Source organism: Marivirga tractuosa DSM 4126 (assembly GCF_000183425.1).
In the GTDB taxonomy this organism is placed as follows: Bacteria; Bacteroidota; Bacteroidia; order Cytophagales; family Cyclobacteriaceae; genus Marivirga; species Marivirga tractuosa.
In genome coordinates this window covers 447,257-464,869 of sequence record NC_014759.1, presented here as the reverse complement: position 1 = coordinate 464,869, position 17,613 = coordinate 447,257, and the positions used below count along the sequence as shown (strand labels likewise).

The 17,613-nt window shown below is 35.2% G+C and carries 16 protein-coding genes and 1 pseudogene; 3 read left to right on the top strand and 14 right to left on the bottom strand.

Annotation, left to right across the window (positions count from 1 at the left end; translation table 11 throughout):
- The 6 genes from FTRAC_RS01830 to FTRAC_RS01805 form a co-directional block, all read right to left on the bottom strand.
- Nucleotides 1–252 (bottom strand): hypothetical protein, encoded by a 252-nt coding sequence (locus tag FTRAC_RS01830; RefSeq protein ID WP_013452521.1) that lies wholly within the window; start codon nucleotides 250–252, stop codon nucleotides 1–3.
- A gap of 154 nt (nucleotides 253–406) precedes the next feature.
- Nucleotides 407–2,491 carry a sensor histidine kinase gene (locus FTRAC_RS01825; protein ID WP_013452520.1) on the bottom strand — a complete coding sequence of 695 codons (2,085 nt, stop codon included), beginning with the start codon at nucleotides 2,489–2,491 and terminating at the stop codon, nucleotides 407–409.
- On the bottom strand, nucleotides 2,484–4,142 hold the full coding sequence (locus tag FTRAC_RS01820) for a PD40 domain-containing protein (protein ID WP_013452519.1): 1,659 nt from the start codon (nucleotides 4,140–4,142) through the stop codon (nucleotides 2,484–2,486). Before FTRAC_RS01820 ends, FTRAC_RS01825 begins: the two co-directional genes overlap by 8 nt.
- Nucleotides 4,139–5,062, bottom strand: coding sequence for a PorP/SprF family type IX secretion system membrane protein (locus FTRAC_RS01815; RefSeq protein ID WP_148230028.1), 924 nt, complete (start codon nucleotides 5,060–5,062; stop codon nucleotides 4,139–4,141). Before FTRAC_RS01815 ends, FTRAC_RS01820 begins: the two co-directional genes overlap by 4 nt.
- Before the next feature lie 71 nt (nucleotides 5,063–5,133).
- Nucleotides 5,134–8,808, bottom strand: a complete 3,675-nt coding sequence (locus tag FTRAC_RS01810; protein WP_148230027.1) for an HYR domain-containing protein — start codon at nucleotides 8,806–8,808, stop codon at nucleotides 5,134–5,136.
- 363 nt (nucleotides 8,809–9,171) lie between these two features.
- Complete coding sequence (locus tag FTRAC_RS01805) at nucleotides 9,172–9,915, bottom strand: outer membrane beta-barrel protein (RefSeq protein ID WP_013452516.1); 744 nt, start codon at nucleotides 9,913–9,915, stop codon at nucleotides 9,172–9,174.
- A 258-nt stretch (nucleotides 9,916–10,173) separates the two neighbouring features.
- On the opposite strand from FTRAC_RS01805, the gene FTRAC_RS01800 reads away from it, so the two are divergent.
- The gene (locus FTRAC_RS01800; RefSeq protein WP_013452515.1) at nucleotides 10,174–12,204 is read left to right on the top strand and encodes a glutamine--tRNA ligase/YqeY domain fusion protein; all 2,031 of its coding nucleotides are present in this window, start codon (nucleotides 10,174–10,176) and stop codon (nucleotides 12,202–12,204) included.
- A 361-nt stretch (nucleotides 12,205–12,565) separates the two neighbouring features.
- Here the strand turns inward: FTRAC_RS01800 and FTRAC_RS01795 are convergent, their stop codons facing one another.
- Both FTRAC_RS01795 and FTRAC_RS01790 read right to left on the bottom strand, forming a co-directional pair.
- Nucleotides 12,566–12,820 carry a hypothetical protein gene (locus FTRAC_RS01795; protein WP_013452514.1) on the bottom strand — a complete coding sequence of 85 codons (255 nt, stop codon included), beginning with the start codon at nucleotides 12,818–12,820 and terminating at the stop codon, nucleotides 12,566–12,568.
- Nucleotides 12,821–12,951: 131 nt separating this feature from the next.
- Complete coding sequence (locus FTRAC_RS01790; protein WP_013452513.1) at nucleotides 12,952–13,425, bottom strand: pyrophosphohydrolase domain-containing protein; 474 nt, start codon at nucleotides 13,423–13,425, stop codon at nucleotides 12,952–12,954.
- 134 nt (nucleotides 13,426–13,559) lie between these two features.
- Between FTRAC_RS01790 and FTRAC_RS01785 the strand changes: the two genes are divergently transcribed.
- Nucleotides 13,560–13,901, top strand: a complete 342-nt coding sequence (locus FTRAC_RS01785; RefSeq protein ID WP_013452512.1) for a zinc ribbon domain-containing protein YjdM — start codon at nucleotides 13,560–13,562, stop codon at nucleotides 13,899–13,901.
- Nucleotides 13,902–13,963: 62 nt separating this feature from the next.
- Here the strand turns inward: FTRAC_RS01785 and FTRAC_RS01780 are convergent, their stop codons facing one another.
- Entirely contained in the window at nucleotides 13,964–15,292 is a 1,329-nt protein-coding gene (locus tag FTRAC_RS01780) for a sensor histidine kinase (RefSeq protein ID WP_013452511.1), read from the bottom strand.
- Between the two features lie 245 nt (nucleotides 15,293–15,537).
- On the opposite strand from FTRAC_RS01780, the gene arfB reads away from it, so the two are divergent.
- On the top strand, nucleotides 15,538–15,954 hold the full coding sequence (arfB, locus tag FTRAC_RS01775; protein ID WP_013452510.1) for an alternative ribosome rescue aminoacyl-tRNA hydrolase ArfB: 417 nt from the start codon (nucleotides 15,538–15,540) through the stop codon (nucleotides 15,952–15,954).
- A 5-nt stretch (nucleotides 15,955–15,959) separates the two neighbouring features.
- On the opposite strand, the gene FTRAC_RS20085 is transcribed toward arfB, so the two are convergent.
- The 5 genes and pseudogenes from FTRAC_RS20085 to FTRAC_RS01760 all read right to left on the bottom strand — a co-directional run bounded on the left by FTRAC_RS20085 (nucleotide 15,960) and on the right by FTRAC_RS01760 (nucleotide 17,584).
- A complete protein-coding gene (locus FTRAC_RS20085) occupies nucleotides 15,960–16,082 on the bottom strand; it encodes a hypothetical protein (RefSeq protein ID WP_262492801.1) in 123 nt (40 codons plus the stop codon).
- Nucleotides 16,083–16,148: 66 nt separating this feature from the next.
- Nucleotides 16,149–16,244, bottom strand: a pseudogene (locus FTRAC_RS20180) (DUF427 domain-containing protein); the annotation flags it as partial.
- A gap of 53 nt (nucleotides 16,245–16,297) precedes the next feature.
- A complete protein-coding gene (locus FTRAC_RS20080) occupies nucleotides 16,298–16,432 on the bottom strand; it encodes a DUF427 domain-containing protein (RefSeq protein WP_262492800.1) in 135 nt (44 codons plus the stop codon).
- Nucleotides 16,433–16,520: 88 nt separating this feature from the next.
- A complete protein-coding gene (locus tag FTRAC_RS01765) occupies nucleotides 16,521–17,090 on the bottom strand; it encodes a pyridoxamine 5'-phosphate oxidase family protein (protein WP_013452509.1) in 570 nt (189 codons plus the stop codon).
- Nucleotides 17,087–17,584: a hypothetical protein gene (locus FTRAC_RS01760; protein WP_013452508.1), complete on the bottom strand. Its 498-nt coding sequence runs from the start codon at nucleotides 17,582–17,584 to the stop codon at nucleotides 17,087–17,089. Before FTRAC_RS01760 ends, FTRAC_RS01765 begins: the two co-directional genes overlap by 4 nt.
- Between the last annotated feature and the right edge of the window lie 29 nt (nucleotides 17,585–17,613).

The following is a 17,613-nucleotide window of genomic DNA, read 5'->3' as shown; positions in this document are numbered from 1 at the left end:
CTAACTTACCCTACTTTCCGAATACAAATCATAAGCTGCCACTAAGGATTCCCTACCCGTAGAACTTTCATAGCGTTCATATCTTTGAATACTTTCTCTTTCTTCTACATAAACGGCTTGGTAATCATCATCATAGTTGTCCCAGATGATCAGCATGTATTTGTATCCTATTTTACTGTTTCTGCCTGATTGAAGCCAAGCTTCAAACTTTTCTTCATCTAGAGATTTAGGGAAATCGTAACCTTCAAACATACTACTAAATTGATTATCTTCAAGATTTAAAAATAACTGTATATGTTGAGGAATCAGTTGGAATAGTGAATTTTATTCTGAATTTCTGGTTTATTGACAAAGTAAATTTTCTAAGAACAGCTATAAAAACCTCACAAAAGACCTTTGGATATTACTAAGCATTAAGACTGCTCAAAAACTCCAACGTATTACTCCCTCCTCCTTTGACCGGTAATTGTACACTAAAAATAGTATTCTGTTTGTCTTCTGATGAAACTGTTACTTTTCCATTTAATAAATCTACAGACTTTTGAACTATATAAAGCCCTAGCCCATTCCCATTTGAAAGCTCGTTTCCAACATAAAACATCTCAAATATTTTATGTTGGATATCTCTTTCAACTCCTATTCCATTATCTTTGATATTAATTTCAATCATATCATTAATCATATGAACATCCAATTCCACCTTGCCAGTTTGTTCATTATTTATCCAGCAGAAAAATAATGCATTTTCCAATAAATGATAGACAATTACCTCAATCAACTTGTAAATACTAAGCACCTTATTTTCTAACGCAATATTTACCTTAAGCTCAATACCACGATCTAGTATAACCGTCTTAAATGCAGAAATTACATCATTGCAAATGAATTCAAGGTCAATCTCCTCAAAGTCCCCAGGTTGATGTATTTCACTAATGGTACTCAATTTCTTAAGTAGTTTATCCATACTTCTATTGGTTTTCACCAAAAGGCCTGTAAGCTCTTTATTATTAGTCTCTCGGCTAATGAGGTCACTTATGCCGGCAATTGAACTAAGTGGTGCGCGCAAATCATGAGATGCTTTGTACAATACTGTATCAAGTTCTCTAAATGTTTTATTCAATAGGTAGGTACGCTCCATTACTATATTTTCCAAGTTCTCATTGGTGAGCTTTACCACTGTATTGGCCTCGATCAATTCTCTTTGCTGTTTTTTCAGTTTAGAACGGAAATAGAAAAGCAGGACAATTAATAAGGCGAAGATCAGGGCAACCGCAATCGTTAGGATTAGCCTCTGTTGATATATTCTTCTTTCTCGTATTCTTTCACGTTCACTTTCTGACAGCTTATTTTCTAATTCTTGCAGATCAAAAAATCTTCTTTTTAGTTCATTAATCACAGTCAAATAAGAATTAAGACTTTCATTAAATTCACTTTTATTGTTTTCCAATATATTTTCAAGCTCCTGGATTTCGTTCAGTAAATTGGTCTTTGATTCTTCGGTCATATTCTCAAATCCGACATTGAGCTTATCAATAACCAATTGAATTTTCTCCTCTAAAACAATCCTCTTTTGGGACATGCTGGCATTGTCTCTTTTCACTTGCTGAAAGATTCTATCAATGTCTTTTTCTACTCCTGTACTGTCGGAAATTTGGTCCAAGAAATCATTGGACTCTGACAGATTCCCAGCTTGTAATTCATTCAATAATTCATCAAATTTTTGGTCTAATTTTGTTTGCTCTTCTTGATTTATGTGGTCTTTACTTACTTTGTTTAATATATCATAAAAGACTCTGATTGAAGTAATCGTATCAATTTTTTGAAGTAATACATCTGTCTTATTATCTTTTTCTATCTGATCAGATTTTAATTCAACAGTTGGTAATTTGGGCTCTTGAACTTTTAATTGAATCTTTTCGACAGTAATAATGGCGATGTCTTGATTTTTAAACTCTCTAATACTATATCCAGGAATTTTAAATTGCTCGGTTTTTTGAATTTTCTCATTCAAGGCTAGTGGAATACTAATTACCCCATCTCCATCTGTCTTCTTTGAAATGTTTTTATTACCAGAATACTGAACCTCTATATTAGCTACTCCTATCCCGTTTTTATCCACTACCTTAATTCTCTTTTCTATATAACTCTTTTTTCTAATAGTAATTTCCAATATGCCTTTGCTTAAATTCCAAGAGGCTACTTCTAGGCTTTCATCTTTTAGTTTGATAGATTGAATGGGTATATCAGTTGATAACAAGCTGACAAACGCTACCCCACTCTCGTTAAGATCTACATAATCACCTTTATTGATCGAAAGGCTGAGATTAGGATAAGGGTTTAGGTTTTCGGAGAATGCTTTTACTTGTACAACTTGATTGTTTTGTGCAACTGCAGTATTAATAAAAATATTATAACATGTTGCTACAATTAATGTAAGTACAAAAATATAGTTGGAGAAAAATTTAGAGATTCCGAAGTGCAACTTATTCATTTTCTTCCCTCAAACTGTTTTTAAAGTCATCATTCACCACTACTATTTCGTAACTTAAATCTTGTTTTGCAAATTTTGGGACTTCAAAACTTACAAATCCATCTAAATCATTTCCCTTTATACGAATTTTATATTTGCTGTAATACGGAACCTTTAATTTAAATCGTCCATTTTGATCAGTTTGGGTCACTACCTTGAGGACATTACCTGTTCTGTCAATTAATTCCATTTGAACATCGGAAAGTACCTTTAATTCAGTGGAATCCATCCAATTATGCTCTATAAATTTTACTACACCTTCTACTTCTAGAGGATAAATTTGCAAATCCAATGCAAACTCATAAATATCAAAATCAAAGCCCTGATTTTTCCGGTTTGAACTCAAAAAGCCTTGTTGACCAAGACTGTCAATATTAAATGACAATTCATCGAAGGTAGAATTTATTGGATATCCAATGTTTTCCAGATCTTGATACCTATCATTGATCATTTTGGCCTTATAAACATCAAAGCCACCTAATCCAGGGTGTCCATTGGAAGCAAAATAAAGATTTGAATTATGAAGGTAGGGATATCGCTCATCCGTTTGTGTATTGATAACAGTTCCCAGATTTTCAGGAAAGCTCCAGCCTTCCTCTGTTTTCACTGATCTATACAAATCTTTCCCCCCAAATCCCTCTTTGAAATTTGCACTAAAAATTAGGGTTTTTCCATCAGGACTGATGGTAGGCTCGGTTAAATCAAAATTAGGGTCATTATGTTCAAATGCACTGTTCTTGATCCATCTACCTCTTTTATTTTGAGCAAAATAGAGTTGCAAAGGATAATTTCCCTCTTCATTTTTCAATTTAGAAGAAGCAGCATAAACCATTTCTTTTCTATTATTGAATAAGCTGATGGCAGCAATATGAAATGATGTTCTTAAACCATGTCCAGCCGGACTTGGGTTTTCATAGTTTAAGGCCACAATGGAAAAAGGGTCTTCATAAGTTGACCATTTTCGCAGATTATAAAAAGGGGCATTTTCTTTAGAATCAATCCTATGAATCATCTCAACCTCTGGTTGATTTGAAATTAAGTAGACTTCGTTATTTCCTGTAGGCAACATCTGAAGTTCACTGTATTTACTGTTCATAATTGCATGGTGAGCCATGTTTTTGCTAGAATCTTCATATAGATATTCTAGGTTATTTAATCGCCAAATCTTTTGGATAAGGAGCTCATCATCTGGTCTTTTATCCATACAAATTTGATAATATTTCAATGCTTGTTCCTTTCTGCCAATGGAAGCTAAAGCCTCGGCAAAATAAAAATAATCATCTGTAGGGAATTCTAAATTTGTCTTCTTATGTATTTCATAGTAGTTAACAGCCTTTTCATATTGATATGTGAAATAGTAGCTTCTGGCTAATCTTAAAGCAATATTTTCTGGTGCCCCATCCTCTTTGGCGATGTCCTCGTAAATACTTAACGCTTTACTGTAATTCTTGGCAATAAATGCTTTGTCCGCATCTGCGATCGATTGATTGAAAGCTGAAAAAACAGATTGTTGAGCCATTGTATCCGGAGTAAAAACCACCAAGATGAAAAAGAAAACTATCGTTATGGAATGGCGCATGCAATTGTTAAATTGTTGATGAATCAGTTTCATTGAGGCGAATTCACATTATTATATTTGAATTTGAAAATATACCGAAGCATGATTTCATTAGATGCTTGAGAAAGTCTACTAACGCTTCCTATTGGATAATCATAAGCATAAGCTACTTGAAATTGCGATGATAAATTAAATCGAAGCAAAAAATCTACTGATTCCTGTTTTCTATAAGAGACCCCAGCTGTTAGAACTCCCTTGTATGTGGTCAGAATATTTAGATCGTAACTTAAAGGCGTCCCCTGAAAATACTTGATCAGAAAACCTGGGCTTAGAACAAAATTATTTCCAGCTGGAAAATGATACTGACTAAAAAGCAAATGGTTTAGATTAATAGGGTCTAAAGTAATAGAATCATTAACATTTACAGTTTTATTGATAATTGATGGAATAGAATACCCAAGCTCCAACTTTTCACTCTTGTAATAGAACCCAAAGCCAGCATTAAAATCAGTTCCTGAAAAAATCTCATCATTCACAGTGGGGTCAGGATTTCCATTTTGTAGAGACTGATAATCTGAACGAACATTTAGTACTCCTGCTTTAATTCCGAATGAAAGTGTTTTTTGATAACCAACTGGCAAATGATAGGCTAAATTAGTAGCTATTTGTATATTTTGATGTACACCAATACTTTCTCTATGGATGAAAAGTCCTGTTCCTAACTGAGGTCTTTTAAACAAAGAGTGTGCAGAAAAAGTCTGGGACTGTGGAGCTCCCTCTAGACCACTCCATTGGTTCCTATGCAGTAGAGATATGCTTAATGCTTCATCGGCTCCTGCATAGGCCGGATTAATTAGAGATCCATCGTACATATACTGAGTGTACTGCATTCCCTGTTGAGCGAAGGTCACTTGACTAACACAACAAAAGCACATTAGAAATAGAAATTTAATATTGTATATTAGTTTACTCACTCCACATAATTTATTGATAATCAAATTATTAGATCACTATACTTATTCAGTAAAATAACAGGTTTTAAGCTTCACCTCAAGATCTCCAAAAAGCCCTTTTTTTCTATAGCATCCTGCTCATTTCGTACGGAAATAAAATAGTAATAGGTGCCCCTTGGTACTAATTCCCCACTTTTATTTTCCCCACTCCAAAGCACTTCATTATTGTTATAGCCATTGGCATTAAAAACCTCCGTCCCCCACCTGTCTACTATGACTACTTGATTATCAGGAAACTGCTCTATTCCTCCTATCACCCACGAGTCATTATTTCCATCTCCATTAGGACTTACCAATTTGTTAATTTGGATTTCTAATACTAAAGGCTCCACTGTCACATCAAAGCTACAAATTTCGGTTTGTCCATTTTCTTTGCTGAATGTATAAGTAATCACTGTGGTACCTACTTCAAAAGTATCTCCAGAATTATGACTTGCATTTACACTAAGTTCAGAACATGCTATACTTGCCGCAGGCTCGTCCCAATGAACAATTGCAGTCCCATTGCTGTTTTCAGCTGTCAGGGTAATATCTTCTGGACAATTACTAATTACTATCTCTGAATCATCTAACACATTTATATCAAAACTACAAGAACTGCGGTTACCATTTTCATCAGTAAATTCGTATTCGATTTTCGTGATTCCAATTGGAAAATTCGATCCTGATTCATAATTTGAATTCACAGTTACAGCTGTACAATTATCTATGGCAGTAGGTATTTCCCATTCAACTAAAGCCTCACAATCTGCTGATGCAGAAACCATTATATCTTCTGGACAAAATTGTACTTTTGGGGGGCTTTGGTCAATAACCTCTACTTCAAAACTGCTAGATGTACTTAGACCATTTTCATCAGTAGCGATATATTCAATGTTAGAAATGCCAAGAGGGAGCTCGTCACCTATTTGAAAATTACTGCTTATTGTAAAATTAGAGCAGTCTTCGAAAACAGGCTCTTCCCAGGCACCAATACCACTACAATGCTCATTAGCTGCAATAATTTGTTTATCTGGACTTGAAACAAGCAGCGGAGCATTGTTATCTTCCACTATTACCTCAAAGCTACAAGTATTAGTATTTCCAGCATCATCAGCAGCAATATAAGTTACAGTAGTAGTACCAACAGGAAAACTATCTCCTGATGCAAAATTACTTTCCAAGGTAATGTTTGCATCACAATTATCTACCACCTCAGGTGCAGTCCACTCAGCTATTGCTATACATTGATCATTGGCAGTTAGTTTAATATCAGCAACACAAGTTGTGAAATCAGGTGTACTATCATCTTCGACAATTACATTAAAGCTACAGCTTCTTTCATTGCCTGCAGCATCTCTTGCGGTGTAGGTGACCAATGTTGTACCGATAGAAAACTTATCCCTAGGATTGTGAGTAGAGGAAATACTTAAGTCAGTATCGCAATTATCTGAAAATTCTGGGATATCCCAGTCGGCAATTGATTCACAATTCCCTTTAGCTGAAACAGTTATATCATTTGGACAGCTGACTACTGTAGGGGTAGTATTATCTTCAACAGTGACTTTAAATGAAGCAGATGTTTCATTGCCTGAATCGTCCCTTGCCGTTACTTCCACAGTAGATTCTCCTATTTGAAAAATATCTCCCGATTGAAAACTACTGGTAATCTGCACCTCTTCACTACAATTATCCTCTGCTGTGATAGTATTCCAACTCACAGTTGTTTGGCATCCATCTTCATCAGCAGAAACCACCAAATCATCGAGTTGCGTAATAATATTTGGAGGAGTATTATCAATTACATTTACTTCAAAAATACAAGTGTTAGTGTTCCCTGCTTCGTCTGTAGCTGTATAAGTAACAATTGTACTTCCCACTGGAAATATATCCCCTGATTGGAAATCACTCTGAAGGCTGATCTCACCATTGCAATTATCTGAAACTTCAGGCAATGACCATGTGGCAGTAGCTTGGCACTGGTTATTAGCAGTTAGTTCAATATTGGACACACAACTGGTAAAATCTGGTGCAGTCTCATCTACTACCGTTACATCAAAGCTAGTTAGCGTTTCGTTTCCAGCATTATCTGTGGCTGTATAGCTTACTTTAGTAATTCCTAAGGAGAAAATACCTCCAGCATTGTGTGTGGATATGATATCCAAATCCGCATCACAATTATCTAAAAAGGTTGGCGAATCCCAATTAACCACAGCTCCACAATCATTTGACGCTGAAATTGTTATATCAGTTGGATTAGTCAATACTTGAGGTGGGATTTGATCTTCAACCGTAATAAGAAAAGATGCAGAAGTTTCATTTCCTGAATCATCGGTTGCTGTAATTTCCACGGTGGTTTCCCCTAAAGGAAAAACGTCCCCAGAGTTGTGAGTTGTCACTAAATCTAAACTAATATCGCAATTATCTTCGGCTAAAATTTCTCCCCAGTTTACTACTGTCTCACAAGCATCTTCTTGAGTAGATACAATTATATCATCCGGTATGGAAGTAAAAACCGGAGGGGTATTGTCTTCAACCGAAACTGTAAAGCTACAAATAGCTTCATTTCCAGCATCATCCGTGGCGGTATAAGTTACTTCTGTATCACCAAATGGAAAAGTATCCCTCGGGCTATGAGATGCTGTTACTTCGGGACTACTATCACAATTATCTAAAAAATACGGAATATCCCATGTCGCAATGGACTCACAATTGCCATTTGCAGAAACCGTAATATTAGTTGGACAATTTGATGTACTCGGAATAGTATTATCTTCAACAATGACTGTGAAATTAGAAATCGTTTCATTGTCTTCTTCATCAGTGGCTGAATACTCAACAATGGTTTCTCCTAGAGGAAAAACATCACCAGAATTGAAATTACTGGTGAGAACAATAGCGCTACTGCAGTTGTCCTCAGCTAATATTTCATTCCAACTCGCTGATGCCTCACAACTTTCATCAGCTGAAACTCTCACTTCTGCAGGTATGTTGAGGAATTCAGGACCCGTATTATCTACCACCGTAACATCAAATGAACATTGGGCAGTATTTCCACCTTCATCAGTGGCTGTATAAGTTACAGTGGTGGTACCGATAGGGAAACTGCTTCCTGAACTAAAATTTGTTGTTAAATTAGGTTCGAACCCACAGTTGTCACTTGCTTCCGGTATAGCCCAAGTGGCGATTGCCTCGCAATTTTCATTTGCATCCAGAGCAATATTGCTAGGGCATGTATCAAATTCAGGTGGCGTATTGTCAGTCATGGTCACTGAAAAGCTGCATGTTCCGTAAACTCGGTTACCTTTAATGGCGGTATAAGTGACAGTTGTTGTTCCTACAGGTAAATCGTCACCAGGTGAATAGTTACTAACTAAGGATAAGTCACAAGCTACATCAGGTTCAAACCAAGGCCCCCTCCTATCACAACTTTCATTGAGATTTACTGTAATATCACCAGGGCAATTGCTAATTGCATAACTTGCTTCTGGGACTACGTCCACTATAAATGAACAAATATCAGTAGTATCCCCACTTAACAAATCTCTTTCAACATAAGTCACTGTCGTTTTTCCTATAGGAAATATATCGCCTGAATTATGTGTAGATTGAACATAACTCAATAATAGATTGTCAGTTTGTGGCTCTGTCCAAGTCACTGGAGCTTCACAACCTGCCGTAATTGTTTTAGATATATTGCCTGGGCAGCTTGTCAAAGCTGCGTTCATGTTCTTTTTAACATGATTTTTAACTTCGTTTGGCAAACGTGCATGCCAATATTCATTTGGTTTTATAAGATCTGTTGCATAAACCTTGAAAAAACTAAAAGAAATGAAGTAAAATATTAGAATAATTATTTTTCGATACACTTCGAGATAAATTACAGCTCCGTAATGTTAAAATTATTATAAAAAGTAATTTATGTAAAAGGAAATGAATAAAAAAGCGTATTCTATTTTAATATTAGCCGAATAATGAAAATTTTAAATCGGAATTTCATAGTTTTAGGCTAATTGGTCGGTTTATAAAAGTGATATTACTTTTGTAGTCAAAAATTAAAATAAAGTCAATAGAAATCTTGAGTTTACTGGCTATCGGTCTTTTGTGTTCAAATGAAATCTTAAACCTATATTAACGCTAATATAACTCCCCTCATGCAAAACACTTGCACTTCGTTCTGCTTCACTTCTATACTTATACTGAATATCAGTTCTTTTTAGATCAGTAAATCCTCTATTGTAATTTAAGGTGGAATAAATCTGAAACTTTGGACTGATTTTAAGATCAAAGCCTGTTTCTGCAGCAGCAGTTAAAAAAGCTTTATTGTAACTGGTATAAACAACATCATACGAATACCATTCACTTCCATTGAAAGCACTTCCTCCGCTCTCGGAACCAAATTCTTCAGTAATATGAAGTCTAGTGGGGTCAGTAACACTCAAATTCACCCCAAGACTTGCCGTAGCATAAAGCCAATCACTTAACAGTGGGATTCTAGCCCGCGTTCTAACAGGAATATGATAGTATGCACCGCCTCCTTCACTTCTCCTTCCACCTTCATTAAAAATTAATGAAAAACCACTTTTTACAGGTCTGATAGCCATTCCTGTCTCAACGCTAAAAATTGAGTTTAATTCGTAACCTGTTATAATACTTACACCCGGAATATCCAGAGTCCTAATATTGGAAGGACCTACCGCCCTTCCCTCATCAGTAACTTGGTAAAGATCATAAATGAAATTGCCTTCAGTAGCAATATAAAATTTGGACTGAGCGGTCGCTTTTATGCTGAATAGTAAGATGATCGGAAGAATAATAAGGCATGATAGTTTCATATCTTTTTGAACTGATAACTGCTTGGTGCAATAAAAAGTATATTCTAAGAGATTATTTTTTTCAAAAAAGCATGGAGAGTTGATTTCAAAGCCTAAGCAACGTAATCCTTATCAAATCTTAATCAACCCTATTGATATCAATTCTAACTGATATTATGATCACAAATGAAATTAGCTCTAGACCCATTACAAATACCACAATCACGCTATTGCAATTGAATGCTTTTCGGCTAATTTTGCAACTCAATTGAATATACAATGAAAGACAGAACGGAATCACTCAATTTCTTAGAACATATTATTGCAGAAGATTTAAAATCAGGTTTGCCAAAAGACAGTCTGCGTTTTAGATTTCCACCAGAACCCAATGGATATTTGCATATCGGACATGCTGCTTCTATTTGCCTTAATTTTGGGTTAGGTGAAGATCATCAAGCGCCTGTAAACCTACGCTTTGACGATACCAACCCTATTAAAGAAGAGCAAGAATTTGTGGATTCTATTAAACATAATATTGAGTGGTTGGGCTTTAAATGGGCACAAGAATGTTATACTTCTGATTACTTCCAACAATTATATGATTGGGCTGTCGAGCTTATTAAAAAAGGAAAGGCTTATGTAGATGGTCAGTCTCCAGAATTGATTGCTGAACAAAAAGGAACACCAACTTCACCTGGAAAGCCAAGTCCGCACAGAGATAGACCAATAGAAGAGAATTTGGAGATTTTCGAACAAATGAAAAATGGAGAGTTTCCTGCAGGCTCTTATGTATTAAGAGCTAAAATTGACATGGCGTCCCCAAACATGTTAATGCGTGACCCATTAATGTACCGAATCTTAAATAAGGCGCATCATAGAACGGGTAATGATTGGTGTATCTATCCCATGTATGATTGGGCACATGGTCAGTCTGATTATATTGAGCAAGTTTCTCACTCATTATGTACATTAGAATTTAAATCACATAGAGAGTTGTATGATTGGTTTTTAGATCAGATTTATGATGAAACTAAAATCAGACCAAAGCAGAGAGAATTCGCCAGACGTAATTTGAGCTATACTGTGATGAGTAAGCGTAAACTATTGGAATTGGTGCAAAGTAAGACGGTTGCAGGATGGGATGACCCTAGAATGCCTACTATTTCCGGCTTAAGGAGACGAGGTTATACACCAGAGTCAATTCGCAAATTCAGTGAGCTGTCAGGAATTTCCAAAAGAGATAGCGTTACGGATGTTTCCCTATTGGAATATGCGATTCGAGAAGATTTGAATAAAAGAGCTACACGAGCAATGGCGGTGATTGATCCTGTTAAATTGATTATTACTAATTATCCTGAAGGGAAAACAGAAATGCTAGAGGCTGAGAATAATCCGGAAATGGAGAATTCTGGAAGTCATGAAGTACCATTCTCAAGAGAACTATATATTGAAAAAGAAGATTTTAAAGAAGCGGCAGGGAGTAAATATTTCAGACTGACGATAGGTAAAGAAGTTCGATTAAAAAATGCTTATATCATTAAAGCAAATTCTGTAGTAAAAGATGGAAATGGAAATATTGCAGAAATTCACTGTACTGCCGATTTAGATTCTCGTTCAGGAAGCGGCACAGAGGCCAGTATGCGAAAAGTGAAAGGGACTTTGCATTGGGTTTCTATTCAACACGCTGTTAAAGCAGAAGTAAGGGAATATGACCGTCTGTTTTTGGATGAAGCACCTGATGCTCATGGAGAAAAGAGTTTTATGGAATTCTTGAACCCAGAATCTCTCAAAATTACAAAAGAGGCCTATTTAGAACCTTTCTTACAGGAAGCTAAGTTGGAAGATAAATTCCAGTTCCAGCGAGTAGGCTATTTTACGCTGGATAAAGATGCTTCTTCTGACCATTTAATTTTCAACAAAACGGTAGGATTGAAGGACTCTTGGGCAAAGGCACAAACCAAAGACCAAAAGCAAGCTCAACCTCAGCAACAGAAACAACAAGGGCAAGGCAGAAGTCCGATTAATGAGATTCAGAAAATCAGTAAGAAGTATACCAATCTATCAGGGGTTAAATTGGAATCAGCAAGAGCCGATATAGCTAAATTAGCAGAGGATATAGCTTATGATGATTTAGAACCACTATTTGGTACAGCCAAAAAGAAAGTAGGGACTAGAATTGGGGTGACTATTGCATTGGGGGTGCTGCTGGAAAAAGGATTGGAAAGAAATGAAGCGATTGATGCTTTCATTAAAGCTGGTGTGGAAGATGATAATGAACTCTTGGTGGAAGAAGCTAAAGCACTTAAATAGAACAGCTTAAGCCTGTTTTCTTTTAACCACTAAGATGTACTATGAATATCGCAAAGAGCGCAAAGAGACTGCAATTAGGTCATCTGACTTTACGAAATGTATAGGTCAGTCTTCTAATGTCAGACTGGAACTAGCTTAGCAATAAAGACGCATGCAATCAAGAAGTAATTAGTAGATATGCTTTGTTAAATCAGAAAAGATAGAAGCATGTTTTGTAAATAAATAACCGGTCTGACCTTGGGTGCTGACCTAATCGAGCGTTTAAAACAGCGAAATTGAAAAGCCAAGTTCAGACAATAATCAATTATTAATTCCCTAATTATTAATTAATGATTAGGGAATTAATAATAAGAAATCCAACTCACTCTTCCACCCAAGCAATTCTAACAATATCTTCTAGCTCGATTCTGTAATTTCCTTGCCTAATATGACCATGAACCAATAAAGCAGGTGGCAATTCGGGAACGGTAACCGTTTCATACCGCTTTTCTTCCGTTTTATTCACTTCATGACTGGATAATCTGACATCCATTATATTTCCGGATTTCTGAATCACCTGAATCTTAGCTCCAATTGGTATATTTTTAATAGCTTTTATCGCTTCTTCTTTTGTCATAGCTATACTTTTTAACATCATAACACAGAAAAGCTATAGCTTGTTTTAATAGAACTGGACTGATTTATTGATGAATGCTGGTCTGAGCAGATAGATTTAAAATTAAACTATCATCCAATATCCTTCTTCCGTCACACTTTACTCCTCAAAATCCTCTCCAAATCAACCTCTGAATAATTAATAGACTTTAGGGTTTTGTTATCCGCTTTACGATATACTAAATAAAAATCGTCTTTCTTTTCAAAATAGGCATCTTGATTTTGGGATGCGTAATGATTTATAGTGGCTTGGGCCTCTTCTTCCGATCGGCAGACTTTACTCATGTTGGAGCGTTGAACCTCTGAAAATAATGCTGCAAACTTCTCTCCCATTCCAAATTCTAAAATGGCACCAGCCAAAACATATTGCAAATCACATAAAGCATCCGCAGCTTCTATTAAATCTTGATTTTCAACGGCTTCCTGTAATTCTTCTAATTCCTCTTTTAACAAATTCAAACGTAATTCAGCTCGGTCTTTAGGCGGTATTTGTGGTTCTGCTAAGATGGGATGATTAAAAGTTTTATGGAATTTCGATACCGAATTGAGTGCCTCTGCTTCTTTCATGTTATTGCTATTTAAAAGATTATTGATTTTTGAAATTTGAATTTATACTAATTGAGTGAATTAGCATATTCTTTTTTAAAAACTCTTTTATTAAAATAAACAACTTAACTTTACATTCCCTATAGAAATCTGATATGTCAAGTAACTGCCCAAATTGCAATTCGCCTTATGCTTATCCTACAGACACTTTAATGATGTGCCCTGAATGTGGCCATGAATGGAATCCAGCAGAAGTTGAAACTGAATCTACCCATGATGAAGTTCTACAAATAAAAGATGTCAATGGAAACCCATTAGTGGATGGTGATAGTGTGGTAATCATTAAAGATTTGCCCGTAAAAGGTGCTCCAAAACCTATTAAAGCTGGCACTAAAGTGAAAAGTATTCGATTAGTTGAAGGAGATCATAACATTGATTGTAAAGTCCCAGGTTTTGGTGCAATGGCTTTAAAATCTGAATTTGTAAAAAAGGCTTAATCTATTCTAATATCAAGTATCTTAGATCTAGATTTATCTCTATCACTAATTAATGTTGGTTTCTAATCCACTAAAGGAAACTCAACTTTAAAAATGGCGCCTTGTCTTTCAGGATTTATTTCGTGCCAAACCTTTCCATTACTTAATTCAGTATATCTTTTCACTAAAGATAAACCCAGACCCGTTGAGCTTTCCCCGGCTGTAGGCCGTGGACTTAGTTTTGAAAACTTTTTAAATAGTTGACCTTCTTCCGAAGGGTCAATTCCTGGTCCTTCATCAATTACAGCTACTAAAAGCTGATTTTCCCAATTCGAAATATTTACCTCAATATTTTTGCCTTCCTGTGAAAATTTAATAGCATTTGACAGCAGGTTTTCAAAAATCAAATGAATATACGTTGGGTCTGCTTCTATATGATATCTACTTGTTTCATTAGTAAAAGTTATACTAATTTGTTTACTGCTAGCCAATTCTTGCATGTTTCGAACTAGTTCTAGAAGTAGTTCTTTAACATCAATTTTCGAACTATTGCTTTTTGAGTTTTCATGTTCAGATCTATCCAATTCTAACACCCTATTCACCAAATTTTCAGCATTGGTTGAAGTTTGTAATAACAATTCCCTTAATTCTGACCTTCGTTCTTCCTTTGTTTCTTGCTCCAAAAGTTTAACTAACCCTTGAATATTTTTTAACGGGCTTCTCACATCATGAGCTAAAATTCTAATAACATAATTTTTATCATCTATCAAGGTGGCTAATTCTTCCTTTTGAGAGGCAATAATATTTTTTTGCTCAATCAATAAACTGTTTTGATTGGCTAATTTTCCTAGTGCAGCTGTTTGGGTAGATTGAAAAATATAGGCTACTAGAAAGATAATCAATAATAAACCTGGCTGAACAAAAGTAATCCATAATGCATCATCTGCAATTTTTAACTGATTTGGAAAATCATAACCAGAAATCGCAGCTATTCCCATCACTACCATTACCAAAAAACTGACCGCGCCCCAGACAATTGCACTTTTTCGATTCACTACCAAAAGTGCTAAAATGGGTATAGAAATAATCCAAGGATAAATTGCTGAAAAAATCCCTCCTGAGGCATATGCTAGGATCATAACAGCAATACCGCCCACAAATACATACAAGTTACCTATCCAGTTGATTGAAAGTTTTGTTTTTAGCAAAAAGGGTAACAATAAAAATCCAATAACATTAAATGCCATCAGCTTAACTCCAATTTCAAAATCAAAGATTAAACTTAAGGTAAAATAGGTACCAGAAAACAAACTTGTTAAAAGTGAAGCTCTTATTAGTAATCTCGTCTTTCTTAAATTAACCCTGCTCTTCTTCCTGTCTTCCGTTAAAAAGAAATTAATTATCCCCTCCATTATCATCTATTAAAAAGTAGTATTCCTAACATTAATAAAACACACAGCAAATTAGTGTAATTTTATAATCTATTAGAAATCATATGATCAAACATGCTTTTGGTTCGATTAACGTAAAGTTTTTTAAATGATAGCTGAAGGTTTTATACAAATTACAAATTTTTTAATAAAATAACTTGTAATTATTACTGAATTAAATTTTAATCAAGAAAAACAAATCCTAAGATTGCTTCGATATATAAAGTATGAAGAAACAAAAATTCCAACTTAGTAAAATCAAAAAAGAAATAGAGCTAACTACAGCACGCAGCGGTGGTTCGGGAGGTCAACATGTTAATAAAGTTGAAACTAAAGTAATATTAAGATTTAATATAGATGCATCTCAATTACTAACAGAAAATGAAAAAGAGACCATTCGAAAAACACTAGAGAACAAACTAACAAAATCAGGTGATCTTATTATTACTGCTGAAAACCATTCTTCTCAAATCAAAAATAAGGAATTAGCCTACAAAAAGATGGAACGTACTTTGTCTAAAGCATTTGTACAACCTAAAGTTCGGAAAAAGACCAAGCCCACAAAAGCTTCTCAAAAGAAGAGACTTGAAAAGAAGAAAATGCAATCTGACAAAAAGAAAATGAGGAAAAACCCATTGAAATAATACTTTTACCACCCCCAACTCCCTTTAATTCCTTTAAAGGGACCAACAACTTTTGAAGTAATCCATCCACCGTAGAAATCACCTTCTTGTGCTACTACTTTTTCATCTCCTACAAAACAGGCATCCATTTTATGAGCGTAAACAGCTATATGGTCTTTTAAAACTTTAAAATTACCTTTCGGTGTAGGATAACCCCAAGCAGCATTTAAGGCTACTTTCTCTCCATTTTGGATATCAAAATAGAAGGAAACCCCTTTAAATTCACAGGCAGTACTATGTGTACCTTCTATAAGCGCACCTTCTTTGAAAGCAGTAATTGGTAGATAATAAGTAGGCGGATGACTTAGGACTCATTTGTATCTGCAATCACTTCACCGTTAAAGACGATTCTTAGGTGTTCTGTAGCTTTTTCAATTGCAGGCGGACGTGGATAATCCCATACAGACTCTTGTCCCGCTTTTGGTTTAATTTTTTTCATAATTTGATTTAAATACTATTTACGTTATTAATATGATATAGAGTTTAATTCAAATGCAGATTGCTTAATCATATAAAAATTAAGCATTCTAAGGCACCAAATAGCTAGCTCTATCTTTTTCAAAATCAAATAAAATCCTAATGTGACCATCTTTATTCAGCTGAAGGACTTCAGCTTGTCGTACTTCTAAAGCTAGGACAGCAAAATATTTATCATCATATTCATTTTTTATTTGATTTGCATCTTCCAGGGAATTAACTTTTTTACCTGGCTGTCCTTGGGTATTATAGGATTCTTTTCCACCTAATAAGGTACCCCAATGCTCTTTGGCTACTTGATCTTGATGATGAATACTGATTTTACCTTTTAATTTAATTTGACACTTCTTTTGCTCATCATATGCTAAAACCGAAACCAAAGGATTTTCTTTAAGCTCCTTTATTTTATTCGATCTTGAATCAGTATAAATAAAAAGCTCCTGAGTATCAATTTTGAATTTTCTAAGCACTACATAGCGCGAGTTTGGATAACCATCAGAAATCGTGTTTAATATAATAAATCGAAATGCCGAATGACTATCATTTCCTGCTCTGTTGAGTACATTTAAAAGCGTAGATTTTATTTCCTTGAAGTTATCTTCTGGATTAATTAAACTCACTTAATTCTTTTTTTGATATTTCTATTCATCCATCTACCAAAGCGTCCCCAAAAAATATTTTGTCCCCAATTCCATATAGAGTAAAACGATGGCGCTACGAAACTACTTAACTGCATTTTGACGATCCGCTTTTCACCATTATCTTCTGTCCAAAATTCAAGCCTGAAAGGACGGACAATCCGAAAGGAGAATACATAGCTGCCGTAATAATATAGAAGATCGCGATAATGTGGAGTGATCTCTCCTACTTGGCCTGCCAAAGAAAGCAATGGGCCATGATGCGTAGTTAAGACCCCAGTCTCGAATTCATGTTGTTGTTTGTCATTAAGTAAAAACTCAACCCGAAATGGCCAGGTCTGATTATCAACAAATGTTTTAGGATCATTTAGCCAATCCCAAATTTGGGACTCTTGATATGGAGATTCGTACTCCTTTGTAAATATATGCGTTTTAAAATTTGGTGGTTTGATTTGAAGCGCCTGTTGTGTTTCCATGTGTAGATTTTAGTAGGTAACTCCATCAT